Origin of the sequence: Desulfacinum infernum DSM 9756, from assembly GCF_900129305.1 — a bacterium.
GTDB lineage: Bacteria > Desulfobacterota > Syntrophobacteria > Syntrophobacterales > DSM-9756 > Desulfacinum > Desulfacinum infernum.
In genome coordinates this window covers 14296-37444 of the sequence record NZ_FQVB01000033.1, presented here as the reverse complement: position 1 = coordinate 37444, position 23149 = coordinate 14296, and the positions used below count along the sequence as shown (strand labels likewise).

Sequence of the window (23149 nt, the reverse complement as noted above, 5' to 3'; positions counted from 1 at the left end):
GCCCCAGGGACCCATGGCCGGATCCGCGGCGGGTCGTGGATCCGGGCGCCCGCCCATCAAAAGGGCACGCTGGAGCGGAAGGGTCCAATTGGAACGGAAACAACAGTTTGAGGAGACGGTCATGGGGGTGCCGAGTCTGGAACATGTCCGGGAAAGACTGCGAAGGATCCCGGCCCTGCGCTTGTTGGGAGTGGACCTTCTGGCCCTGGAGCCGGGGCTGGTCCGCCTTCGGCTCCCGTTTCGGGAAGACTTCTGCAATTCCATGGGCATGGTCCAAGGGGGATTCGTCACGGCGGTGGCCGATGCGGCCGGCGGACTGGCGGTTCTCAGCAAACTGGAGTCCGGATGGAAGGCTCCCACCATTGAGCTCAAGATCAACTTTCTGGAACCCATCCGCGGGTCGGTGGAAGCCGTCGGTCGGGTACTGCGCACGGGAACCGGGGTGGGAGTGAGTTCCATGGAAATCTTTCTGGAAGACGGCACCCTGGCGGCGGCGGGGATCGCCACCTATCGGCTGGTGGGTCCGACGCCCCGCGGCCACCAATGAACCGCCAGCACCGACGGTCGTGACGGCAATGGATGAAACGGGTTTTTCGGAAACAGGGAATTGGTGCGGCGAACTTCGGAGGACGACCATGGAAGGAATGGACAAGGCGGCGCGTGCGGCTTTCGATGCTCTCTTTTCCCCGCGATCGGTGGCGGTGGTGGGGGCGTCCACCCACGGCGGCAAGGTGGGAAATTTTGTCCTGCGCTCGGCTCTGGCCTCGGGCGTGGAAGAGGTCTACCCGGTACACGCGGGCGGTGTGGAAGAGATTCTCGGGCGGAAGGCCTATCCGTCCATCGAGGCCATTCCGGACGATGCGGTGGATCTTTTTCTTTTCGCCGTTCCCCAAAAGCACATCCTGAAGGGCTTCGGGGCGGCTGTGGCCAAGGGATGCCGGGGAGCCGTCATCTTCACGGCCGGGTTTCGGGAGGCGGGGGAGGAGGGGCGTCGCGATCAGCGGCGGTTGAAGGCCATGGCCGACGAGGCGGGGGTGAAGATCATCGGGCCCAACACCCTGGGTTTTTTCCGGTCGCATAGCCGCATGAACGCTACCTTCATGCCGGTCCTATCGGATCTCTTCAGGGAACCCGGTTCCATCACGCTGGTGAGCCAGAGCGGGGGCGTGGCGGGCTTCGGGGCCATCCGGTTCGCGGAGGACAGGATCCCGGTGGGCACTCTGGTCTGTCTGGGGAACCGCGCCAACGTGGAATTCGCCGACATGCTCGACTACCTGGCCGAGGATCCCCACACGCGGGTGGTGGCCCTTTTCATCGAGGGGCTGGACGACGTGCGGCGTTTCTTCGATGCCGCCAGGCGCTGTGCGGCCGTGAAGCCCGTGGTGGTCCTGGGCGCGGGCTATACGGATGCAGGGCGCAAGGTGGCCCGCTCCCACACGGGAAGCATGGCCGGGGCCCAGGCGGTCTATGAGGCCGCCTTCCGCCAGGCGGGCCTCCTCCAGGTGCACTCCATCGAGGAACTGGTGGACACGGCCAAGATCCTTTCCCTCAGCGCCCCGCCTCGGGGAAACCGGGTGGGCGTCATCACCCACACGGCCGGGCCCGCCGTACTGGCGTCCGACATCCTGGCTCGAAGCGGCCTGGTCCTGGGGGATTTGAGCGATGCCACCAAGGAAGCCCTGGTTTCCAAGGGGGTTTTGCCGTCCTTCATGCCGCCGGACAACCCGGTGGATCTCACCACCTTCGGCTACCTGGATCGGCGCCTCTACGTGGAGGTGCTGGAGCTCCTGGCAGAAGACCCCGGGGTGGACGCGGCGTTGGCCGTCTGCATGTCCGCCTTGGGGGATCCCCATGTGGATCCGTTTCCGGCGGACGCCTTCGGCAGGGCGGCGGCACGGTCCGGAAAGCCCGCCGTGGTGGCCTGGGGAGCGCCCAGCGACGCCCACGAGGAATTGGATGCCTGGGTGCGGGCCGGTGTGGCGGCCTATCCCACGGCGGAACGGGCTGCGGCGGCCCTGGCCAACCTCCACCGGGCGTCCCGGCTGCAAGAACGCCCGAAGGATGCCGCACCTCCACCCGAATTTCCAGCGGAGCTTTCCGATTACGTGGCGGATCTACGATCGTCGGGCCGAGTGCACCTTTTGGAACACGAGGCCAAGCGGGTTCTGGATCTGGCCGGCATCCGCACCGCCCGGACCGTCCTGGCTAGCGGCGAAGACGAAGCGGTTTCCGCGGCCCGGGAAATCGGGTATCCGGTGGCGCTCAAGATCGCCTCCCAGGACATCGCCCACAAGAGCGACGTGGGCGGCGTGGCCCTCCACCTTGCGGACGAGGAGGCCCTTCGCCGGGCCCACCGGTGCATGATGGAAGTCGTGGCCCGGAAGGCTCCCGGAGCCCGCCTGGAAGGGGTGTGCGTGCAGCCCATGGTGCCGGCGGGAACGGAGCTCATCGTGGGCGGAACCCGGGATCCCCAGGCCGGCCCGGTGGTCATGTTCGGCCTGGGTGGCATCTGGGTGGAAGCCATTGGGGACGTGGCGTTCCGGCTGGCTCCCGTCACGGAAGCGGACGCTCGGGAGATGATCACCGAAATCCAGGGGACGGCCGTCCTGGACGGCCTCCGCGGGGCGCCGCCGGTGGAAAGGGACGCCCTCGCGCGCCTCATCGTCGCCGTCTCCCACCTCCTGGCCCGCTTTCCCATTCAGGAACTGGACTGCAACCCGGTCATCTTCCACGACGGCACCTATACGGTGGCCGACGCCCGCATGAGTTTTTGATCGGCGGTTCGGGTCGGAGTTGCACTTCCAGGGTTCCGGAACCCGGGGTAGGGCAGGCGCGCACAGCGGCATCCCATGGGATCGGACAGCCGCTCCGCCGAAACGTTCACTGCCGGCAAACAGGCACCCCCGCCCGGGCTCCGGAGCCCCGCTAAAACGACAGTTGGGCCCTCAATCCCGCCACCACGACATCGTCGTTGTGTCGATCTCCGTCGGCGTTCTTGATCCACTGGATGTCGGGAGAGATGGTGAGATGATCATTGGCCTTGTAACTGTAATAGAACTCCACATGATGCTCGTTGGCCGGATCGGCCCCTTCGGCCTTGGCCTGATCCTTCCAATCCTCGCCGAGGATGGCCACTCCGTAGGCCAAGGCCATGTGGTCTTCCGTCCTCCCGAAGACCTGTCCCGAGCATTGCAGTCCTGCGCTGAAAGCGTGGCTGACTTGGGAGACGTCTGACCGTTGCCACCCGTATCTGGCAAACAGGGCGAGCGGTTCCAAGACCTGTTGATCGAAGGAAAACCCGATGCCCCAGTTCTTCTCGTCCGTATCGCGGGGATCTTCCAGGGACTGGTGATCCTTGCCGTTGTACCAGCCGTAAATGCGATAGTTGCCCTGCATACCGCCCAGGGACGGCTTGAAGTCCATTTCGGCCATCACGAACGGATCGTCGAAGATATTCTCCCAATCCGCATCCGCGTCCGCCGCCCCGAAACCAATGTCCCAGAGGCTTCCGGGAGAGAACCAGATCATGGCCCCGAAGCCGTTGTCGTCAGGAAACTCCACGGCCAGGTTGTTCACAAACCCGCTGGAAAGAAACTGGTCTGTTTCGCTGTTGGCAATCGAATTGGTATCAAAATCCGAGCTCAGATCCATCTTGCCGATGCGAAAGCGCAGACCGGACGAGCATTCCTGCTCATACCACAGCTCGGTGATTCTCAAGGATGGATCGTCATCTGCATCGTCATTGATTCCCGAAATTGTCGGGATTTCCCCGTCGATGCCTTCCCCGGATCCCCCCTCCACGAGGGCATAAAAGGTCCCTCCCTCGGTCACGGGAAGCGTAAGTTCCAGGTCAAAGGAGACGCTTCCATCCGTCACATCACCCTCCTGACTCAAGGAATCCTCCACCCCCATGGATCCCTGGACGATGCCGGTGGCACCAATTCCCACCTCCAGCTTCTGATACCAGGGCACTTCGCCAGCCGGCGAAGTCTGGGTTGCGGGCTGCTCCACTTTCTGTTTCAGTGCTTCCACTTGTGCTTTCAGGGCGTTGATCTCATCTCGGGTGACATCCGCTTCTTTGCCTGCGGCCGGTCCTGTCCACGAAAGGGTCAACAAGGCGGCCAAGGCCAGCAGTGCGGTTTGCTTCATTGGGCGTTTCTCCTTTTCTTGCATAAACTGGGACCAAAAGAAAAGGGCGCGACAAGACCGGGGGAACCCCTTTCCCGTCGCGCCCTCACTTCCCGGCTCCTGGTGCCGGGCCGTAGGGCGAACAAGCCGACCCTTGCTGCTAGTCGGCTTGCGCCAGAACCCTGATCAGTTTCTTCCTTAGTGCTTCAAGCTGCTTGGATTTAAACGCCTTTTTCGATTCTTCCAGTGTTTGGATGGTCTCCAGGAGCGCTTCCCGCAGCGCTTGGCCTTGAGCGCCCGCCGGAGCGCATCCGCAAGCCGTCAGGGCATCACCTCCTTCCAGAAGGGAGTCCGCAAGGCATGCCTGCTCCTCCAGCAATCTCCCGATGTGGTGGATGTTTCTCTTCATCAATTGACACACATTCGCACAACGCCTCGAATCTTCATCCCTGCCGCTCATCAGCCGTCCATGTCTCCTCCTGCTTGTGTCCTTCTCTTTCGGCAAGTTCCCATCCGTGGCGAATCTAGACGCCGCCGATACCCATCAGCCTGCCGATCTGGAAAACGGTCGCGGTGATCACGAAGGCCATGACGGACAAGCCGCCCAGCTGGAAAAGGGCCCATCTCCAGGAATTGCTCTCCCTTCTGGTTATGGCGATGGTCGCCATACAAGGGGCGCTGATCAGACAGAAGAGCATGATGCAAAAGCCCACCAGGGGCGTATAGCTGCTCCTGAGCTTTTCCCTCAAGGATTCGGATTCCTCATCGGCCTCGCCCACGGAATAGACGATACCCATCTGGGCCACAAAGACCTCCTTGGCGGCGAAAGCCCCCACCAGGGCGGTTCCGATCTTCCAATCGAAGCCCATGAGCTGGAGGACCGGTTCCAAGGCCCGGCCGAAGCGACCTGCAAAGCTGTGGCGAAGTTTGGCCTCCGCTTCCTCGTTGTCTATGGAGGCAAGCATTTCGGCCCTCATCTCTTCGGTGAGCTCCGCCTGTTGGATCTGGCTTCGGGACATCTCGAACCGCGCCGATTCCTCTTCCGGGAGGGAAGGAAAGGAGGTGGCCGCCCACAGGAGAATGGAAATGCCCAGGATGATGGTTCCAGCCTTTTTCAGATAGACCCATCCCCTTTCCCACATGTGGATCAGCACCCCCCTCAGGGTGGGCATTCGGTAGGGAGGAAGTTCCATGACGAAGGGGACCGATGCCCCCCTGAGGAGAGTGCTTCGGAGGAGCCGCGCGCTCAGAACGGCCAGAAGAATGCCGGTGGTGTAGATGACCCACAGCATGGGGGCGTGCCATGCACGGGGAAAGAAGGCGGGGATGATAAGGGCATAGATGGGCAAGCGCGCGCCACAACTCATCAAGGGAACCACCAGCATGGTCGCCAGTCTGTCCCGCCGGTTTTCCAGTGTCCTTGTGGCCATAATGGCCGGTACCGAGCAGCCGAAGCCGATGAGCATGGGGATGAAGCTCTTGCCGTGCAATCCGATCTTACTCATCAGTCGATCCATGATGAAGGCGGCTCGGGCCATGTATCCGGAATCTTCCAGGATAGCGATGGCAAGAAAGAGCAGGAGGATGTTGGGTAGAAAGACGATCACGCCGCCGACCCCGCCGATGATGCCGTCAACCAGAAGGGACTTGAGGGGGCTTTCCGATCCTTCCGGCCACCAGGAGGAGACGGATTCACCCAGCCGGGCGAAGGCCTCCTCGATCCAGCCCATGGGGGGGTCTCCCAGGGTGAAGGTCAGCTGAAAGACCAGGTACATCAGGACCAAGAAAAGGGGTATGCCGAGGGCGCGGCTGGTGACAACGGCATCGATGCGATCGGAGAGGCTCGGACGCGGTTGGCCCTGGCTGTGGACGGTTTCCTGACAAATGGTGAAAATCAGCTCATACCTGGCCGCAGCAATGACCGTCTCGGCCGATTGGCCCGTGGCCTTCTCGATGAGATCCGCGCCTCGCGACACCTGATTTCTGATCTGCATGGAACCGATTCTTTCCAGCAGATAGCCGTCGTTTTCCAAAAGCTTCACGGCAAGCCATCGGGCGTCGTAGGAACCCCGGATTCCGTCGTCCCTTTCAATCAGCGATTGCACCACGGCGATCTGCTTTTCCACCTCCTCACCGTAGCGAACCCCACCGGACCTCGAGGGGGCCCCCCGGATGCTCCCCCTGGCCGACAAAGAACCCGCGGCGGGCTTCCCCTTTTCCTTTCCAGGACTTCGTTTGGCTTCCGCCGTGGACGAGATGGCGTCCAAGAGTTCCCGGATGCCGCGTCCCTTGTGCCCGACGGTTTCCACGATTTCGGCGCCGAAACGATGGGAGAGCTTCTTGAGGTCGAATCGGTATCCTTTGGATTTGGCCACGTCCGACATGTTGAGAGCCATGACCAGAGGGACTCCCAGTTCCATGAGCTGCACCGTCAGGTAAAGGTTTCTCTCCAGGTTGGAGGCGTCGATCACGTGAACCACCACGTCGGGCTTTTCCTCGATAATGAAATTCCTGGCGATCAGCTCTTCTTCCGAATAAGCGGTCAGACTGTAGGTGCCGGGCAGATCGACGATTCGAATCTCCGTGTCCCCGTGCCGCCGGAGTCCCTCCTTCCTTTCCACCGTCACGCCGGGATAGTTGCCCACATGCTGCCTGGCGCCGGTCAGCTGGTTGAATATCGTTGTCTTCCCCGAATTGGGGTTGCCCGCCAAAGCCACGACGATCTGTCTTTTCATGGGTCCCTGAAACCTCCGGTGTGATTAAAGAATACAGGGCTCGGCCGACGGGCGCCCGCGTGGGTTGAGTGTGCGGGCACAACTTTTCAGGCAAAGCTCCTTGAGGCACCGCTTGGAGTCACAGTCGAGGCAGACGAGATCCGCCGCGCACAGACACCCTGAGTCCAGTAGGCGCAGCAGCGTCCCCTCCTGCAACTCCACACGCAGACCGTTCCTTTTGATTTCGTTCACGGTCCCACCATCTCCTGTGTCAGTTTGCGCTCCCGGGAGGGACAGGGTTCGAGTTCGTCCCGCCGGCCGCATCCCGCAAGACTTGAAAGATGGCACTCAGACTGAAACTGGGGAGCATGTGCACGGGTTTGTTGTGTTTTTTGGCAAGATTCTTGACCAGGGAGCAGGCGGCATGGCTGTTGCAATTGACGGGGCAGAGCACGATGTCCGCCCTCCTGACACGGTGCTCCAGCCGGCGGCTTCCATTGTTCATGTATCCGTCGTGATAGTCGAAGATCCCCCCGCGGTCTTCGATAAACCTGCGGTAGAGAGACTCCATCCGCGAGATGCCCCCCACCACCAGAATCCGCTTGCGGCAAAGATCGAAGGCGGGGCAGTCCGGGTCGCATTGGCCAACGCCTTTCATGATCCGGACGGCAGAGGCCAGTTCTGTCTTGAGACGCATCTGAAGCTGCTTCTGCTTTTCCAGGCTGCGGGTCAATGCCTCCACGGTCTGCTTGAGACGTTCCGATTCCTGCCGAACCTCTTGAACGCGGGTTTCCTTCAAAACGAGCACCTCCTTCAGCCTGAGATTCTCCCTTGCCAGCTCGGACTCGCTTTGCCCCTGTTGCCTTTCCAGTTCGAGCCGAAGGCCGTCTATTTCCTTGATGAGAGCGGACAGCTTGGCCTCGCGGGCGATGAGCTCCTCGGAAAGGAGTTTATTCTTCAAAAGCAGGTCGCTCACTCTCTGCTTGAGTCCCTCGATCTTGCGCTCCTTGGCGTCCAGCTGTCTGCGAAGGTCATCCAGGGATTGTCTGGTCTTGGCATGATCCGCCGCCGTCTGGTGCATGGCCATGTGGATATCGCCGAAGATCTCCTGTCGCACCTCAGGCGACAGGTCCCCTCGGGCAGCCGCCGCCCAGAGAACATCGAGGAATTGTCCCGATGAAAAGCACACCTTCCAGTGTTGAAGAAAACCCTCCTGGTCCAGGCGGCGAATCGATTCCGTACGTTTTTTGAATTTGTGCTGCAGATAACTGTCGATCTTGCGCGACAGGTTGTTTTCATCATCAGAACAGGAGACAAGGATCTCATGGATCTGGAAAGGCGTTTTGCCCTTCCATACGATGCGCGCCTTTTTGAGAAGCTGCCTTTGTTCGGTGGGGGTGAGGCACAAACTGAGCAGCGGGCACTTGAAACAGGAGTCCATCTGCCAAAGGCGTCGGAGGGATTCCTGCGGATGGAGGTTTTGAGGTGTTGGGGATTCTTGCAGGGCTTTCATGGTTGGGGTCTCCTGTGTTTTCTGAATTCCCCTAAATATATTAGGGTCGCCTAACTTTTGGCCCGAAAAAAAGGCGATCAAAGGAGTTCCACTTCAATGTGTTGGGTTTCCCGGCGCCTGAGCGACAAGTGGTAGCCCTTCACCTTGATGTCCATGGGGTCCCCCAGAGGAGCCACCCTTTCCACCTCGATGACTGCTCCGGGCGTAAGCCCCATTTCCACCACGCGCCGGTTCAATCCGGCTCCAGGCCCGATTTTCAGAATTTTGGCCTTCTGCCCGGGCGCCAAGACGCCCAATTTGGACACGACGTTCATGGGGTACCTCCCTGCATGGCGAAAAATAAGTTCCTTCAACATATGTTAGGTATGGCTAACTCTTTAGAGGTAACCGTCCCCCCTTGTCAAGCTTTTTTTGCAGGCGCCAGACATGGAAGGGGTCCCATCGGCTGTGGGCTCCCCGTTTAAGGGAGCCACGACATCAGGAATCTTCGGACGAGATTCCGGGAGAAGTGCCCGGAGTGGGGTTTGGCGTCCAGCCCCCGCCCAGGGCCTTGTAGAGGCGGATCAGGTTGGTGGTGACGGCCCCGCGGCTCTGGGCCATCTCGTCTTGGAAGGACTGGAGCGTGCGCTGGGTATCCAGAACATCGGTGAAGTCCACCAGACCTGCCTGGTAGCGGTCTCGGGCTATGATTTCCGCCTTCCGGGCGGCTTCCACCGCCTTTTCCAGCCGTTCCAGACGCTGCTGTTCCTTGGCGAAGGCCGTGAGGGCGTTTTCCACCTCCTCCAGGGCCTGCAGGATCACGTTCTCGTAGTTCAAGAGAGCCTGTTCCTGTCGCGCGCTGCGCACCTCGACGTTCTTCCGGATGGCTCCCGCATCGAAGACGTTCCATGCCACCGCAGGGCCCACGCTCCAGAAACGGCTGGCCCATTCCAGCAGATGCCCGCTCAGGAGCGATTCCAGCCCGATGGTCCCCACCAGCCGGAGCTTGGGATAGAGGTCCGCGGCGGCTTCCCCGATCCGGGCCGTGGCGGCGGCCAGTTCCCGCTCCGCCTGCCGCACGTCCGGGCGGCGTCGGAGCGCATCGGCGGGAATCCCCACGGCCAATGACGGAGGGGCTACGGGGATCGGTGCAGGTTCTGAAAGGACCGCGGAAAGTTCCCCCGGGTTCTTGCCCAGGAGGACGGCCAGTCGGTTTTGGGCGGCCTCTAGGCCTGTTTGCAAGGAGGACACCTGGGACCGGGTGTGTTCCAGATTGTACAGGGACTGCTGGAGGGGAAGCTCGTCGATCAGGCCGGCTTGGAACCGGGAAAGGTTCAAGTCGTAGGTGGCCTTCTGGATCCTGATATTGGCTTCCACCAGGGCCAATCGTTCCTGGTAGGTTCGCACCTCCACGTAGTTCCGGGCCACTTCGGCGGCCAGGCTCGCTCGGACCTGGTCGCGGGAAGCCAGGGCCGCTTCCAGGTCCGCCAGGGCCGCTTCCACGGCCCGGCGTTTGCCGCCGAAAAGGTCCAATTCCCAGCCGGCATCGAAGCCCGCCTGGTAGTAGTCCGTCTCCGCGGCCCGGCCGGTGGTGCCGTGTTCGCTTGTCCGCTGGCGGAGGGAGGTTCCCGAAGCGTCCACGGAAGGAAAGAGCCCCGCCCGTTGGATCCCCCGAAGAGCACGTGCTTCCCGAATGCGCGCTTCGGCGGTCTTGAGATCCAGGTTGCCGCTCAGGGCCTCTTCCACCAGGCGGGTGACCACCGGGTCGCCCAGGGTGTCCCACCACCGGGCCAGGGTGTGGGGATCTGGGGGCGCGGGTTGCCAGGCATCGCCGCCCCGGGCCTGCCAGCCGGCGGGCGCCCTTCTTTCCGGTGGCGTGTAGTCGGGTCCCACCGTCGCGCATCCCGCCAGGACGACCACCGCCACCGCCAGCAGCCCAGCCAGCCGATACATTCCACCCCTCTTCCCACCTCTTTTTGTGCTTTTTCTCGTCTTCACGCCGCCTATCCCTCTAATCCTTAATCCTCTAATCCTTTACCCCTTCTTCTTCGCCAAGCCTGCCCTTTTTCCCTCGCCGTCTGGAAGACGTAAAAGAGGAAGGGAATCAGGAAGATGCCGAGCACCGTGCAGACCAGCATGCCGGAAAAGACCGTGGTGCCGATGGCTCGGCGGCTCCCCGCCCCGGCTCCCGTGGCGATCACCATGGGGGCGACGCCCAGGATGAAGGTGAAGGCGGTCATGAGTACGGGCCGAAACCGGATGCCCGCGGCGGTGAGGGCGGATTCCCGGATGGAGAGGCCGTGGCGGCGGCTGTCCCGGGCGAATTCCACGATGAGGATGGCGTTCTTGGCCGCCAGCCCCACCAAAAGCACCAGGCCGATCTGGGCGTAGATGCTGAGCGGCATTCCGAGAAGGCTCAAGCCCAGCAGCGCCCCCAGGGCCGCCACGGGGATGTAGAAGATGATGGCCAGCGGGATGTTCCAGCTTTCGTATTGGCCCACCAGGAAGAGGTATCCGAAGAGGACGGCCAGGGCGAAGAGCCAGACCACCTGCCCGGACGCCTGCTTTTCCTGATAGGACAAAGACGACCATTCGAACCCGTAGCCGGGCGGGAGCACCTTCTTGGCCACCCGTTCCATGGCGTCCATGGCCTGCCCGGAAGAGAACCCGGGGGCGGCCTGGCCGTTGAAATCCGCGCTGGGAAAGAGGTTGTAGCGCTTGATGAGCTGCGGGCCCAGGGTGGTGGACAGCGTGGCCAGGCTGCTCAGGGGGACCATGCGGCCGGTGTCGCTTCGCACGTAGAGCCGGCCGATGTCGGAAATCTCGTCGCGGAAAGTGGATTCCGCCTGGACCTTGACTTGATAAGTGCGGCTGAACAGGTTGAAGTCATTGACATAACTCGATCCCAGCTGGGCCTGGAGCGTGGAGAAGATGCGGCTCACGGGCACCTGCAGGTATTCGGCCCGCGTCCGGTCCACGTTGAAAAAAATCTGCGGCGTGTTGGCCGTGTAGGTGGTGAAGACCCGGGAGAGCACGGGATCCTGGTTGGCGGCCATCATGAGCGACATGGCCGTGCCGAAAAGCTCTTGAGGGCTTTGCCCTTCCTTGGCCAGGAGCCGGAAATCAAAGCCTCCGCTATGACCCAGGCCCATGATGGGGGGCGGTGCAAAGGCGAAGGAGTTGGCCTCGGGAACGGCGGACAGGATCCCCTGCGTTCGGCCCACGATGGCGTCCACATGCAGGTCCGCGTCCTGCCGCTCATCCCAAGGCTTCAGGATTCCGATGGCGAACCCCACGTTGGCCGCTTGCCCGCTCAACAGGCTGAAGCCGCTGACTCCGATCACGTCCTTGACCCCGTCGAGGGATCCCATTTCCGACGTGATCCGCTCCATGACGGCGCTGGTCCTCCCCAGGGACGCTCCTTCCGGAAGTTGGGTGTTCACGAAGAAAAAGCCTTGATCCTCTTCGGGCAGGAAGCTGGTGGGCCGGGCCTTGAAAAGAAGGCCGGTGCCCGCCAGGACCGCCGCAAAGAGGAGCACCCCCAGGATCGCCTTTCGGATGAGGAGGCCGGATCCCGCCACGTAGCCGCGCCGGGCGAAGTCCAGGCCACGGTTGAACCAGGCGAAGGGGCCGCGCCGGACCGGGCGGTGAGGCCGCAGCAGGGTGGCGCACAGGGCCGGGCTCAGGGTGAGGGCGCACAGGGTGGAGATGAGCACCGACGTGCAGATGGTCACGGCAAACTGCTTGTAGAGCTGCCCCGTGATGCCGGGCATGAAGGCCACCGGGACAAAGATGGCCAGAAGCACCAGGGTGGTGGCGATGATGGGACCCGTCACCTGCTCCATGCTGCGGATGGCGGCTTCCTTGGGTGGCAGGCCCTCTTCGTCCATCACCCGATAGACGTTTTCCACCACCACGATGGAATCGTCCACCACCAGGCCGATGGCCATGATGAGGGCGAAAAGCGACAGGGTATTGGCGTTGTAGCCCAGGGCCAGCAGCACGGCGAAGGTGCCGATGAGCGAGACGGGGATGGTGGCCGTGGGTACCAATGTAGCCCGCCAGTCCTGGAGAAAGACGTAGTTGACCAGGAGAACCAACAGGAAGGTGAGTACCAGCGTGAACCGGATCTCCTCGATGGCCGCCGACACGTACTTGGTGGTGTCCAGGATGATCTGGTAGGCTATGTCCTCGGGCATGTCCTGGGAGAGCCGTTCCAGTTCGGCCCGAACGGCCTTCATGGTGTCCAGCGCGTTGGCGCCCGTGGCGCGATAAACCGCCATGCTGGCGGCGGGACGCCCGTTCAGGATGGACTGGGTGGAATAATCCCGGGCCGCCAGTTCCACACGGGCCACGTCCCGAAGACGTACCAGCCCCCCCTGGTCGTTGCTTCGCACCACGATGTTCTGGAATTCTTCGGGGGACTGCAGCCGTCCCCGAGCTCGGATGGTGAACTGGACCTGCTGGTCCGCTCTGACGGGTTCCCGCCCGATGGATCCTGCCGCCGCCTGGATGTTCTGTTGCCGGACGGCGGCGATCACGTCATCCGCCGTGATGCCCAAGGCGGTCATGCGGTCCGGGTTGAGCCAGATGCGGATGCTGTATTCCTTTTCGCCGAAGATGAACACGTCGCTCACGCCGGGAAGCCTGACCAGGGCGTCCTGGATATAGCTGCTCACGTAGTTGCTCAGATAGAGCATGTCCCTGCTGCCCTTGGGCGAATAGAAGCTCACGACGGCCATGATGTCCGAAGAGCGACGCCGAACGGTGATGCCCTGGTCCACCACTTCCTGGGGCAGCTTGGCGGTGGCCAGCTGCACGCGGTTCTGGAGGTTCACCTGGTCGATGTCCGGGTCGGTTCCCACGGCGAAAGTGACCGACAGCTGGTACCCGCCGTCGTCGGAGCAGGTGGACGACATGTAGAGCATGTTTTCCACCCCGTTGACTTCCTCTTCGATGGGGGCGGCCACGGTGTCGGCCACCACCTGGGCGCTGGCCCCTGGGTAGGTGGCTCTGACAAAGATTTCGGGTGGCGTGATCTGGGGGTACTGGGCCACCGGGATGTTGAAAAGGGCGATGAGCCCACCCAGGGTGATGACGATGGAGATCACCGCCGCCAGGCGCGGCCGTTCGATGAAGATGCGCGAAAACATGGCCGCTACCTCCCTTCGCCGTTCAGAACCCTGGGAGCGACCGTCATTCCGGGGCGGACCTTCTGGATGCCCTGGACGATCACTTTTTCACCCGGCTTCAGCCCGGACGTCACGGCCCATTCCGTTTCCAGCTCGGGGCCCAGGGTGACAGGGCGGGCCGCCACCTGGTTCTTGTCGTCCACCACCAGCACGTAGCGCCCCTGTTGGTCGACCAGTACGGCCGCCTGGGGCACCACCGGCATGAGGCGTGGGCTGCGGCTTTTCACGAGCACCGTCACGTACTGGCCGGGGATGAGCTGCCCGTCCGGGTTGGGGAACCGGGCGCGAACCGTGATGGTGGCGGTGGTGGGGTCCACCCGGTTGTCCACGAAGTCCACCCGACCGGACCGGGGGTAAACGCTTCCGTCGCCAAGGCGCAGGTTGGGAGCCAAAAGCAGATTGTCCGGTCTCGCCGAGGCGTCTCGGAGGGCTTCCTGGATGGCGGAGGCATCGTTTTCACTGACCGAATAGACAACCCGGATGGGATCCATCTGGACGATGGTGGCCAGGGTCCCCGAGGAGGGGCCCACCAGGTTACCCTTTGTGAACACCGTGCGCCCGATGCGTCCTTCGATGGGAGATTGGATCACCGTATAGGCCAGATTGATCCGGTCGATGGCGAGCTGCGCCTTGGCGGCTTCCAGTTGCGCTTGAGCCTCCATCACCTGTGTGACGGCCGTGTCCATGTCCGTGGCCGGAACGCTTTCCGGCCGGGCGGATCGAAGTCGCTTGAGATACCGCTCGGCCCGATCCAGCGCCGCCTCCGCCTGGGCCACCTGGGCCTCGGCCGCGTCCACCCGGGCCCTGTAGAGGTCCTGCTCGATCACATAGAGAACGTCGCCGGCTTGGACCCGGCTGCCTTCCTGAAAGCGCACTTCCTTCAGAAATCCCTCCACCCGGGCCTTCAGGTCCACCGTCTGGATGGCTTCCACGTGCCCCACGTACTCGCTGGGGGGATTCACGTCCTTTTCCACCACCGGAACCACGCCCACGGGAGGCGGGGAGCCTCCCCCGGAAGAAGGCGGGGCGGCGGACGCCGAACAGGCCGCACCCAGCAGTAGCCAAAGCCCCAAAGCCAGTGACAGCAGCGCTGCACGCTTTCCGGCGGGGGCCGCTGCGAGTCCGCGTTTCCGGGCATGAAGGCAGGAAGAAACCATGCGTGTTTTCATGGAAAAGCTCCCCTTTTTGCTCAGTCCGTCCGTTGTCAGATGGAGCTTGACAAGGTTAAAAGTCTATTTCAAATAAACGTTGGATTTGCTGTCTACGGCACTTTATTTAGATTGTCAAATGAAATGTGCGGCCGGCGCGGCCTGGCCGGGGAGAACACCAAAATGAAACAAAGGCGTGACGGAATGGAAACACGCCAGCGGCTTCTGGACGCCGCCTGCCGGGTCTTTGCCGAAAAGGGGTACAAGGCGGCGCGGGTGGCGGACATCTGCCGACGTGCCCGGGCCAACGTGGCGGCCGTGAACTACCACTTCGGCAACAAGGCCGCTTTGTACGTGGAAGCCTGGAAGTATGCCTTTTCCCTGGGAAAGCCCACGGCGGCGGACATCCCCGCCCACTTGGACCCGGAAGAAAGGCTCCGGGCCTTCGTGAGGCGCTTTCTGCGCCACGTGGTGGAGCCGGATGCCTCCCACCTCTTTATGCGTCTCTACTTCATGGAGCTCATCCATCCCACGGGACTGGTGAACGAGATCTGGCAGCAGCTCATCGAACCCCACCGCCGCGTACTGCTCCGGATCCTGGCTGATCTGCTGGGGAAGGATCCGTCCGATCCCCAGGTGCTCTTTTGCGAACTGAGCGTGGTGGGCCAGTGCCGCGCGGCCTGCATGCTGCGCCATCGCGACCTGGAATACCTGCTGGACGCTCCCGTCACCGACGACCTGGTGGACCGCCTGACGGATCACATCACCCGTTTTTCCCTGGCCGGCATTCACGCAACCATGACCAATGGAAAAAGCTGACATCTTCAAGAAGCGAAACTCAACATTTTCCGTTCCCCCCTTGCCAAGGTCTCGGGAGTGGTTACAATTAACGCATGTTATGGAGGTTTTTCCCAACCCGTTGCTCCCCAACCAAGGAGGAAACCATGAGTGATGTATCCACCCCCACCAAGCGGCAACAATTCGTATGGGTCAAGGACAAGGCCGGCAATGAATTTGTCTGCCCCGTGGATGTTTTGAAAAAACCCACGGAAATGAGCGAGGAAGAGCTCAAGAATTGTGTGGAAGACGCGACGTCTCCCCAGCCCTTTGCCGGCGGTTGATACCATAGGGATAGCCTTGAAGGACCGATTGCAATCTTGTCATGAGGGGCCCGCCCATGGGGCGGGCTTTCCACTTTTCAGTCACGCACTGCCTGAAGGATGCCGCCAAGAGCGAACTTAAGAGAGGGCGAGTCTTGGTCCGGGTTCAGGACCGCGCAGGAAATGAGTTTTTCTGTCCCCCTGGAGGCTCTGAAGGATCCGGGCGCCTTGGAAGCGGAAATTGTCGAATCCTGCGTGGATGACGCCACCGTCGGGCGATACGCGGGCGACTTCAAACGGCAGGATTCCTGACGGCCGATCTTTTGAAGGCGAATCAAGCCGATTTCCCGTGGGAGCGCCGAAAGGCGCGATGGATGTCCCGTCGCGGCTCGCGCCGCTCCCACAGGAAATGTAAAGTTTGCCTGTCAATCTTCTTTTTCCCCGGATCCAATCAGAGGAAGCTCCTTTTCGATCTGGAAGAAAACCGCGAACTCCTTGGCTCCGGCTTCTTCGTTCCGGGTCGGATAGAACTTTCTCCGCAAGGATTCTATGGTCTCCGAGTCTTCCGTTTCCTTGATCTTTTTCAGGAAAAACCTCTTGCCCTTGTACCCGGGGCCGTCCTGTTTGAAAAGATAGGCGGCGCGGGGGTTCGACTGAAGGTTGTGATGGGTCAGTCGATCCTTCATGATGAAGGCAAGGGATCCGTCCTCCATCACGTGGGGTCGGGCATACACCGCGGCGTCCACGTTCCCGTCCTTGTCGGCTGTTGCCAGCACGCCGAAACCCTTCTGACTTTCAAAATAATTCCTGAGATCCATGATTCTCCTCCCGTCTGCACAGTGAGTTTGAAGTTCCAAGACGAACACTAAGCATAGGTGCCCCCGTCGTCACCGCTCACCTCCCTATCCAAAGCCGGATTGTTGGGGCGGCTCAGCACCAGCTGCAGGTCGTTGAGGGTGCGGGTGGCGAAGGCCGCCTCGCAAAAGCACAAATAGTAAAGCCACATGCGTCGGAAGGTGTCGTCGAAACCCAGCGTCCGGATGTGGTCCCAGTTTTCAAGAAAGCGCTGTCGCCACAGGCGAAGTGTCCGCGCATAGTGAATGCCTATATTTTCCAGGGATTCCACGTGCAAACGGGATGCTCCGGCCATGGCGCTGCACAGGGCGCTCAAAGACGGCAGCATGCCCCCGGGAAAGATGTATTTTTGGATCCAGTCGCAGCCCCTTCGGTAACTTTCATATCGAAAATCGGGGATGGAGATGGTTTGGAGCACCACCGCCCGTGTGGTGCCAGCAGACGCTCGCAGCAGGCGAAAAAGTCCGAATAATATTCGTGGCCCACCGCTTCCAGCATTTCGATCGAGACGATCTTGTCGAAACGCCCCCGGACCTTCCGGTAGTCGCTGAGAAGGATGGTCACCCGGTCCTGGAGCCCGGCCCGGCGTATGCGCTCCGTCGCCAGGCGCCTCTGGGCTTCGGAGACCGTGATTCCCGTAACCCGGCAGCCGATCTCCCGGGCGGCCAGAAGGGCGAAGCCGCCCCAGCCGCATCCGATTTCCAACACATGATCGTCGGGTCCCAGCCGGGCCTTGCGGATGATGCGCCGGAGTTTCCTCAATTGGGCCGTTTCCAGATCCTCGTCCTCCCTTTCGAAGACGGCGCAGGAATAGGTCATGGATTTGTCGAGGAAAGCTTCAAAGAGTTCATTGCTCAGATCGTAGTGGCGGCGAATGTTTCGTTTGGCGCCGGGAAGCGTGTTGGCCCGCGCCAAGTGGCGCCACCTGTTCAGGAAGGACAGGAGCCTGGAGAGGGTGCTCTGTCGGTCTTCCAGTCTGTCCCGGTTAAGGATGAGCAACGTGATGAATCCGGTGAGATCCGATGTTTCCCACGCCCCGTCCATGAAGGATTCGCCCAGTCCCACGTCGCCTCCGAAGAAGACTCGCCGGAAGAATCCGGGATCGTGGACTTGGATCTCCACGGAGGGCTCCGTCCCCGATCGCCCGAAAGACCGAACGGAACCGTGCGGAAGGCGGACGGTGAGAAACCCCACTTGGATGTGGTTGAAAAGATGGAACAACCAGGATTGGAGCCTGCGGTCCAAGGGGGACGGCGGGTTCTTGATCAACGTCCAGGCGTCTCGGGCCGCGGGCTTGGCGTAAACCGGCAATTTGTGGTCCCGATAGAGATGATAGGCTTCCCGGAGGATGCGGGGCATGGTCTTGTGGGCCACGGCCGGGCGGCGCGCCAGATCCTTGAGCAGGTTGGCGGAAGTGAGGGGAACCGGCCTCCCTTCCAGGTGGGCTTCAAAGACCACCCGCCCTTCCTTCAAGAGGCGAATCCGGATGTCCAATCCCTTTCGGATATCCCGAACCAGGAACTCGTATCGGCCCTCCATGTCGTGAAATGGGGATACGTGAAAGGCTTTGTCCGTGTAATAACGGTGAAGGCCCTCCTGGGAATCCGATTCCGGGTTGGTCAGGACGTAGAGATGCCTTTCTCCGAAGGTGTTGTTGACCTCCGCCGCCATTCCGATCCAGTTTTCATGCACGTCGAAAAAAAAGTAGAAGCTCACGGGATTGAAAACCCGGGTGAGATGGCGAGACGACGTCACCAACACCACGCGCGCCGGTGAAGCGTCCAGGCCCGCAGAGCGCAGGTGCCGTTCCAGTTTCTCGCGGATGGGGGCGTCCCCCGGGTCCAGATAATCTCGGTCGTGGATGGACAAAAGGTTCCAGCGGTTGAGTCCGAAAAGGGGAAGGCGGCGGGCGATATGGGGCAATTCTTCCAGATCGAACCCGAAGAGCCGCAACGGATAACGGAAGGCATGTTCCACGGGTTCCCGTCGGCGGTGTTCCACAGCGGCGTCGAAAAGCGAGGGGCGAATCGTTTTCATAGTTCCAATCCAAAGTGTCGGGCGACGGCCAGGGCCGATCGCACTCCGTCTTCGTGAAATCCGTAGCCGAAATAGGCGCCGCAAAAATAGGTGCGCCGGACCCCGTTCAGCTTGTCCAGATTCTTTTGGGTTTCCATCGCCTCAAAGGTGTACATGGGATGGGTGTCGTCAAAGGCGGCCACCTCCTCTTGCACCGGCTGAGAATCGAAGGGGTTGAGCGTGACACAGTAGGGTGTGGGCGTGGGGAGTTTTTGCAGGCGGTTCATGTAGTAGGTCAACGTCAGGGGCTGGGCGCCCTGGGGGCCTGTATTTTTTAGAAAATTCCAAGCGGCCCAAACACCGGACTTGGGTGGAAGGTACGAGGGATCGCGATGCAGGACCGTTCGATTGCGGTTGTATTGCCATTGCGAAAGCAGGGCGCGCTCGTCGTCGGAGGGGTCGGCCAGCATGGCCAGGGCCTCATCGGCGTGGGCGGCGATGACCACGGCGTCGAAGGAATGTGCCGTGCCGTTGTGGTCCACCACCGTGACAGCGTCTGCATGCCTCCGCACTTCTCGGACGGGGTGCCCTGTGAGGACCGTTCCCGTAAAGCGCTTCAGAAACGCTTGCACGTAACGATGACTGCCCCCCCGCACGTAGTACCAGGAAGGTCTTCGAATCAGGGAAAGCAGGCCGTGGTTATCGTAGAATCGTGCAAAAGATTCCGCGGGAAAATCCCCCACCCGGGCGGTGGGAGTGGACCAGATGGCGGCGGCCATGGGGAGCACAAAATCGTGGATCACGGGTGCGGAAAATCCTTCCCTTTGGAGGTACTCGTTCAGGGTCAGCCCCTTCAGGGCGCCGCTTAGGAGTTTCTTTCGGGTTTGGGCCAAGAAACGAGGGATTCCCAGGATTAGGCGCAGAAAGCGGGGATTTTTCAGGTTGCGGGGCTGGGCCAGGAGCCCCGCCCAACCCGTGCCGGCGGAGTAGAAATCCTGGGCCCGGTCCCAATAGCTGAAGGCCATGTCCGTTTTGGCCACGGCCACGTCCAGCTGCCGAAAAAATCGCAGAAGGTTGGGGTAGGTGCGTCGGTTGAGGACGATGAATCCGGTGTCCACCGCCAGGCCCTGATCCCGCCCGTGGGGAATCGTCACGGTGCGCGTGTGTCCGCCCAGGTAATCGTTTTTTTCAAAAAGGGTGATCCGATGTTTTTGTTGCAGGATGTGGGCGGCTACGATCCCGGAGATGCCGCTTCCGATGACGGCGATGTGCCGGGATCTGCTGCTCATGGAGCCTCCTGTGGGGAAAGACGGAAGGAAGTTGCAAGGGAATCACCAATGATTAACTTCCAAAACAATTAGAGTCAATGAACAATCAAGGCCCCCCTAAAAGAAGGAGGACTCCATGGGCCACAACCTGAAACTCTACGTGGGAACGGTCGTCATCTTCCTGGCCATTGACCTCACCTATCTGGGACTCATCATGCCCAAATTCTACAAGGCCCAGCTGGGGGCTCTGGCCCGGCTCAGGGGCGACGCCCTGGCGCCTTTGTGGTGGGCCGCCTTTGTGGTCTATTTGCTCATTCCGGCCGGGATTCTGCTGTTTGCGCTGCCGCGGGTGAATCCGGCCAATCCGTTCTTCTCCGCTCTGGCGTGGGGATTTCTCTATGGTGTGACGCTCTACGGGGTTTATGATTTCACCAACCTGTCCACCCTGGACAAATGGCCCGTGGCCTTGTCTTTTGCCGATACGGCGTGGGGCGGGGTGCTTTGTTCGCTGGTCACCGCCGCCGCCTACCGCCTGGACCGCTGGATCGGCTGAGATAGGTGATGGAAAGCCGTCTGTGAAGGCCAAGCATCTCGCCTATGGCTTCGCTGGGTCACGCCTCGTCCAAGGCTCTTCCCTGACTCCCCCACATCTTTTTCGCAGTTCTTTGCAGATGTGTTCCAGTCGTCGGCGGTTGACGCCCAGATCCCAGAAGCCGGTTCGAGATGCCGAGCGCATGTGAAGAACCTTGTGGTCCAGGTCCAGGTGGAATTCCACATCGTCCACGAAGCTTAGCAGGCTCTTGCACTCGGCTCGAAGATAGACGGGGGTCTCCTCCACGATGCGTGTCCGCCCCAAAGAAAGCAGGATTTGGCGAAGAACCCTCATCATTTGCGGTGGCGGGGCGCACAGCGTCATCGGGGCAATCCGCTTGGCGGGATCCGATGCGGTGGACGAGATGCAGTTGGGCGATGGGCCGCAGTCTGCCAAGGGATTTGGGGTCATGGCCGTCTCCTTATTCGCCGGAATGGATTCTTCGAGAGTTGAGAAGGTTGAAGTCGATGAGACAGGTTCCCGCAAGAATTCGCTTGGCCTACGCCCTTCCCGCTCTGGCCCTGGCCGTGGTGGGGCTACCTCTCTATGTGCACATTCCCAAATTCTACACGGATACGGTGGGGCTGCAAGCCTCATGGGTGGGAGCCGTCTTGCTTTTCGTTCGGATCTTCGACGCCTTCACCGATCCCCTGTTGGGCCGGATTTCCGACCACACCCGCACCCGTTGGGGGCGAAGACGTCCCTACCTGCTGTTCGGAACCTTTCCCCTGGCCGTTTCTCTGTGGCTTCTTTTCAATCCGCCCGCCGCTGAAATCGGCTCGTCGTTCGGCTGGTTTGCCGTATCGATCTTCTGTGTTTTCCTTTTCTGGACGGCGGTGGAGGTGCCCTACGAGGCCTGGGGGCCGGAAATCACCCTGGACTACGATGAGCGCACCCGGCTTTTGGGAACGCGCGACGGTTTCGTGATGGTGGGGATCGTGCTGGCGGTGGCGTCCCCGGCACTTTTGGGGCGCATTTTGGATCTCGGAGCGGACTCTGCCGGAGAGCGGGCCAAATTCATGGTCATGGGGGGCCTTTATGCGCCTATCCTGGTGGCGGCGTGCTGGATGTGCGCTTGGTTGGTTACGGAAAGAGAGTGGGCGACCGACCCCAGGAAGACGGCGCCCAATTTTCTCCAGGACTTGCGTAGGTCTTTGGAAAACCGACCCTTTGTGATCCTTCTCATCGCCTACACCATCAGTTCTTTCGGAAACAATCTGCCTGCCACCCTCATCCTCTACTACGTGCAGTACGTGTTGGGTTCCTCCAAGGCCGACGTCTTTCTCATGGTCTATTTTCTCACGGGAATCCTGTTTCTGCCGGGCTGGATCGCTCTGGCCCGCCGCATCGGCAAGAAACGGGGCTGGCTCCTGGCCATGGCCGTCAATACGGGGGCCTTTGCCGGCGTCTTTTTCCTCGGTTATGGTGACGAGACCGCCTACGGCATCCTGGTGGCCCTCTCCGGGGTTGGCTTCGGGGGAGCCTTGGCCCTTCCTTCGGCCATGCAGGCGGATGTGATCGATTATCACCAGTGGCTCACGGGGGATCGGCTCGAAGGGTTTTACGTGGGGGTCTGGTCCGTGGCGAAGAAACTGAGTGCGGCATTGGGGGTGGGACTGGGCCTGTGGCTCCTGGGGCGGGCGGGGTATGAACCCAACGTGATGCAAAGCGAGCCGGTGATCTTTCGGCTGAGGCTTCTTTATGCCTTGGTTCCCTGTCTGAGCAACGTCCTTTCCATGGCGGTGGCGTGGGCTTATCCCCTGGACAGGGCCGCGCACCGCGCCCTGATCCGGGCCATCGAACAGCGGGGAGCGGAGACATGACATCCACGGGCACTTTGTTTGCGATCAACTTGGCGGCGGCGCTCCTGCTCATGACGGCCCTTTGGCCCTACACCGTCTGGAAAAAGAAGGCCAGCCTGGTGGATCGTTTCTGGGGCCTGGGTTTCGTGTTGGTTGCCTGGATCAGTTTCTGGGCGGGCCAAGGCTATGGGGCACGCAGGCTGCTGGTGACCACCCTGACCACCCTGTGGGGACTCAGACTGTCGGCGCACATCACGGGCCGCAGCTGGGGCAAGGAAGAAGATCCGCGCTATGCGGCCATGCGAAAGGCCCATGGTGAGCGTTTTGCCGTCAGGAGCCTCTGGAGCGTCTTCCTGCTCCAAGGGGTTCTTTTGTGGATCGTTTCCCTGCCCGTCCAATGGGCGTGCACTTCGGCGGAACCGGCCCGGATCACGGCGCTGGATCTGGTGGGAGCGGCTCTTTCGCTTGCCGGTATCGTGTTGGAATCCACGGCCGATTTTCAGCTGCTTCGGTTTCTTCGTCGGCCTGAAAACCGCGGCAAAATTATGGACCGGGGACTGTGGGCCTACAGCCGCCATCCCAACTATTTCGGAGAGACCCTCGTGTGGTGGGGGATGTATCTGGTGACTCTATCCACCCCCCGTGGTGGGTGGACCGTCGTGGGGCCTGCGCTCATCACGTTTCTACTTCTCAGGGTTTCCGGTGTAACGCTTCTGGAAAGCGTCATGAAGGAAAAGAGCCCCGAGTATCAGGAATACGTAGAAAGGACCAGCGCCTTCGTTCCCTGGTTTCCCAGGAAGCGCAGGAAGAACGGACCCGGCGGTGCTTGAGGAGGGAATCCC

At 61.3% G+C, this 23149-nt stretch carries 19 protein-coding genes and 1 pseudogene; 8 read left to right on the top strand and 12 right to left on the bottom strand.

The genetic code is table 11. The annotated features are described in order from the left end of the window. The first annotated feature begins 88 nt into the window (after positions 1-88). A complete protein-coding gene (locus tag BUB04_RS14805; RefSeq protein ID WP_178372011.1) occupies positions 89-547 on the top strand; it encodes a PaaI family thioesterase in 459 nt (152 codons plus the stop codon). An 88-nt stretch (positions 548-635) separates the two neighbouring features. Further along, on the top strand, positions 636-2774 hold the full coding sequence (locus tag BUB04_RS14800) for an acetate--CoA ligase family protein (RefSeq protein WP_073040863.1): 2139 nt from the start codon (positions 636-638) through the stop codon (positions 2772-2774). Positions 2775-2925: 151 nt separating this feature from the next. Here BUB04_RS14800 and BUB04_RS14795 read toward each other — a convergent pair whose 3' ends face one another. From BUB04_RS14795 to BUB04_RS14760, 8 genes are all read right to left on the bottom strand, one after another. After that, positions 2926-4149, bottom strand: a complete 1224-nt coding sequence (locus tag BUB04_RS14795) for a carbohydrate porin (protein WP_073040861.1) — start codon at positions 4147-4149, stop codon at positions 2926-2928. Positions 4150-4288: 139 nt separating this feature from the next. Then, positions 4289-4537 carry a hypothetical protein gene (locus BUB04_RS14790; RefSeq protein WP_073040860.1) on the bottom strand — a complete coding sequence of 83 codons (249 nt, stop codon included), beginning with the start codon at positions 4535-4537 and terminating at the stop codon, positions 4289-4291. Positions 4538-4652: 115 nt separating this feature from the next. Then, positions 4653-6863, bottom strand: coding sequence for a ferrous iron transport protein B (gene feoB / locus BUB04_RS14785; protein WP_073040858.1), 2211 nt, complete (start codon positions 6861-6863; stop codon positions 4653-4655). Positions 6864-7113: 250 nt separating this feature from the next. Next, positions 7114-8355: a DUF2325 domain-containing protein gene (locus BUB04_RS14780; protein ID WP_073040856.1), complete on the bottom strand. Its 1242-nt coding sequence runs from the start codon at positions 8353-8355 to the stop codon at positions 7114-7116. Between the two features lie 77 nt (positions 8356-8432). Then, a complete protein-coding gene (locus BUB04_RS14775; protein ID WP_178372010.1) occupies positions 8433-8669 on the bottom strand; it encodes a FeoA family protein in 237 nt (78 codons plus the stop codon). A gap of 163 nt (positions 8670-8832) precedes the next feature. Continuing rightward, positions 8833-10287, bottom strand: coding sequence for an efflux transporter outer membrane subunit (locus tag BUB04_RS14770; protein ID WP_073040854.1), 1455 nt, complete (start codon positions 10285-10287; stop codon positions 8833-8835). A gap of 65 nt (positions 10288-10352) precedes the next feature. Beyond that, the gene (locus BUB04_RS14765) at positions 10353-13487 is read right to left on the bottom strand and encodes an efflux RND transporter permease subunit (protein WP_073040852.1); all 3135 of its coding nucleotides are present in this window, start codon (positions 13485-13487) and stop codon (positions 10353-10355) included. 5 nt (positions 13488-13492) lie between these two features. After that, complete coding sequence (locus BUB04_RS14760) at positions 13493-14695, bottom strand: efflux RND transporter periplasmic adaptor subunit (RefSeq protein ID WP_084076531.1); 1203 nt, start codon at positions 14693-14695, stop codon at positions 13493-13495. A gap of 162 nt (positions 14696-14857) precedes the next feature. On the opposite strand from BUB04_RS14760, the gene BUB04_RS14755 reads away from it, so the two are divergent. The 3 genes from BUB04_RS14755 to BUB04_RS20150 all read left to right on the top strand — a co-directional run bounded on the left by BUB04_RS14755 (position 14858) and on the right by BUB04_RS20150 (position 16086). After that, positions 14858-15493: a CerR family C-terminal domain-containing protein gene (locus tag BUB04_RS14755; RefSeq protein ID WP_073040885.1), complete on the top strand. Its 636-nt coding sequence runs from the start codon at positions 14858-14860 to the stop codon at positions 15491-15493. 125 nt (positions 15494-15618) lie between these two features. After that, complete coding sequence (locus BUB04_RS19440) at positions 15619-15795, top strand: hypothetical protein (protein WP_178372009.1); 177 nt, start codon at positions 15619-15621, stop codon at positions 15793-15795. Between the two features lie 162 nt (positions 15796-15957). After that, positions 15958-16086 carry a hypothetical protein gene (locus BUB04_RS20150; RefSeq protein WP_281246608.1) on the top strand — a complete coding sequence of 43 codons (129 nt, stop codon included), beginning with the start codon at positions 15958-15960 and terminating at the stop codon, positions 16084-16086. A 113-nt stretch (positions 16087-16199) separates the two neighbouring features. On the opposite strand, the gene BUB04_RS14750 is transcribed toward BUB04_RS20150, so the two are convergent. The 3 genes and pseudogenes from BUB04_RS14750 to BUB04_RS14735 form a co-directional block, all read right to left on the bottom strand. Next, on the bottom strand, positions 16200-16592 hold the full coding sequence (locus tag BUB04_RS14750) for a pyridoxamine 5'-phosphate oxidase family protein (RefSeq protein WP_073040850.1): 393 nt from the start codon (positions 16590-16592) through the stop codon (positions 16200-16202). Positions 16593-16639: 47 nt separating this feature from the next. Next, a pseudogene (locus BUB04_RS18845) lies at positions 16640-18666 on the bottom strand (DUF1365 family protein). Then, positions 18663-19934, bottom strand: a complete 1272-nt coding sequence (locus tag BUB04_RS14735) for an NAD(P)/FAD-dependent oxidoreductase (protein ID WP_073040848.1) — start codon at positions 19932-19934, stop codon at positions 18663-18665. Before BUB04_RS14735 ends, BUB04_RS18845 begins: the two are co-directional and overlap by 4 nt. Before the next feature lie 115 nt (positions 19935-20049). Here BUB04_RS14735 and BUB04_RS14730 point away from each other — a divergent pair, with 115 nt between their 5' ends. Beyond that, positions 20050-20466: a DUF2177 family protein gene (locus tag BUB04_RS14730; protein ID WP_073040846.1), complete on the top strand. Its 417-nt coding sequence runs from the start codon at positions 20050-20052 to the stop codon at positions 20464-20466. A gap of 42 nt (positions 20467-20508) precedes the next feature. On the opposite strand, the gene BUB04_RS14725 is transcribed toward BUB04_RS14730, so the two are convergent. Further along, positions 20509-20916 carry a DUF1499 domain-containing protein gene (locus BUB04_RS14725; RefSeq protein ID WP_073040844.1) on the bottom strand — a complete coding sequence of 136 codons (408 nt, stop codon included), beginning with the start codon at positions 20914-20916 and terminating at the stop codon, positions 20509-20511. Positions 20917-20972: 56 nt separating this feature from the next. Here BUB04_RS14725 and BUB04_RS14720 point away from each other — a divergent pair, with 56 nt between their 5' ends. Together BUB04_RS14720 and BUB04_RS14715 are read left to right on the top strand one after the other, a co-directional pair. Further along, complete coding sequence (locus BUB04_RS14720) at positions 20973-22328, top strand: MFS transporter (protein WP_073040842.1); 1356 nt, start codon at positions 20973-20975, stop codon at positions 22326-22328. Further along, positions 22325-23137, top strand: coding sequence for a DUF1295 domain-containing protein (locus tag BUB04_RS14715; protein WP_073040841.1), 813 nt, complete (start codon positions 22325-22327; stop codon positions 23135-23137). Before BUB04_RS14720 ends, BUB04_RS14715 begins: the two co-directional genes overlap by 4 nt. The last annotated feature ends 12 nt before the right edge of the window (positions 23138-23149 follow it).

Coding starts and splice junctions, on each gene's coding strand:
- BUB04_RS20150 (WP_281246608.1), top strand. CDS start 15,958: ATGAGTTTTTCTGTCCCCCTGGAGGCTCTGAAGGATCCGGGCGCCTTG.
- BUB04_RS14765 (WP_073040852.1), bottom strand. CDS start 13,487: ATGTTTTCGCGCATCTTCATCGAACGGCCGCGCCTGGCGGCGGTGATC.
- BUB04_RS19440 (WP_178372009.1), top strand. CDS start 15,619: ATGAGTGATGTATCCACCCCCACCAAGCGGCAACAATTCGTATGGGTC.
- BUB04_RS14725 (WP_073040844.1), bottom strand. CDS start 20,916: ATGACCCCAAATCCCTTGGCAGACTGCGGCCCATCGCCCAACTGCATC.
- BUB04_RS14800 (WP_073040863.1), top strand. CDS start 636: ATGGAAGGAATGGACAAGGCGGCGCGTGCGGCTTTCGATGCTCTCTTT.
- BUB04_RS14790 (WP_073040860.1), bottom strand. CDS start 4,537: ATGAAGAGAAACATCCACCACATCGGGAGATTGCTGGAGGAGCAGGCA.
- BUB04_RS14775 (WP_178372010.1), bottom strand. CDS start 8,669: ATGAACGTCGTGTCCAAATTGGGCGTCTTGGCGCCCGGGCAGAAGGCC.
- BUB04_RS14760 (WP_084076531.1), bottom strand. CDS start 14,695: ATGAAAACACGCATGGTTTCTTCCTGCCTTCATGCCCGGAAACGCGGA.
- BUB04_RS14715 (WP_073040841.1), top strand. CDS start 22,325: ATGACATCCACGGGCACTTTGTTTGCGATCAACTTGGCGGCGGCGCTC.
- BUB04_RS14755 (WP_073040885.1), top strand. CDS start 14,858: ATGAAACAAAGGCGTGACGGAATGGAAACACGCCAGCGGCTTCTGGAC.
- BUB04_RS14750 (WP_073040850.1), bottom strand. CDS start 16,592: ATGGATCTCAGGAATTATTTTGAAAGTCAGAAGGGTTTCGGCGTGCTG.
- BUB04_RS14730 (WP_073040846.1), top strand. CDS start 20,050: ATGGGCCACAACCTGAAACTCTACGTGGGAACGGTCGTCATCTTCCTG.
- BUB04_RS14720 (WP_073040842.1), top strand. CDS start 20,973: ATGAGACAGGTTCCCGCAAGAATTCGCTTGGCCTACGCCCTTCCCGCT.
- BUB04_RS14735 (WP_073040848.1), bottom strand. CDS start 19,934: ATGAGCAGCAGATCCCGGCACATCGCCGTCATCGGAAGCGGCATCTCC.
- BUB04_RS14770 (WP_073040854.1), bottom strand. CDS start 10,287: ATGTATCGGCTGGCTGGGCTGCTGGCGGTGGCGGTGGTCGTCCTGGCG.
- BUB04_RS14795 (WP_073040861.1), bottom strand. CDS start 4,149: ATGAAGCAAACCGCACTGCTGGCCTTGGCCGCCTTGTTGACCCTTTCG.
- BUB04_RS14780 (WP_073040856.1), bottom strand. CDS start 8,355: ATGAAAGCCCTGCAAGAATCCCCAACACCTCAAAACCTCCATCCGCAG.
- feoB (WP_073040858.1), bottom strand. CDS start 6,863: ATGAAAAGACAGATCGTCGTGGCTTTGGCGGGCAACCCCAATTCGGGG.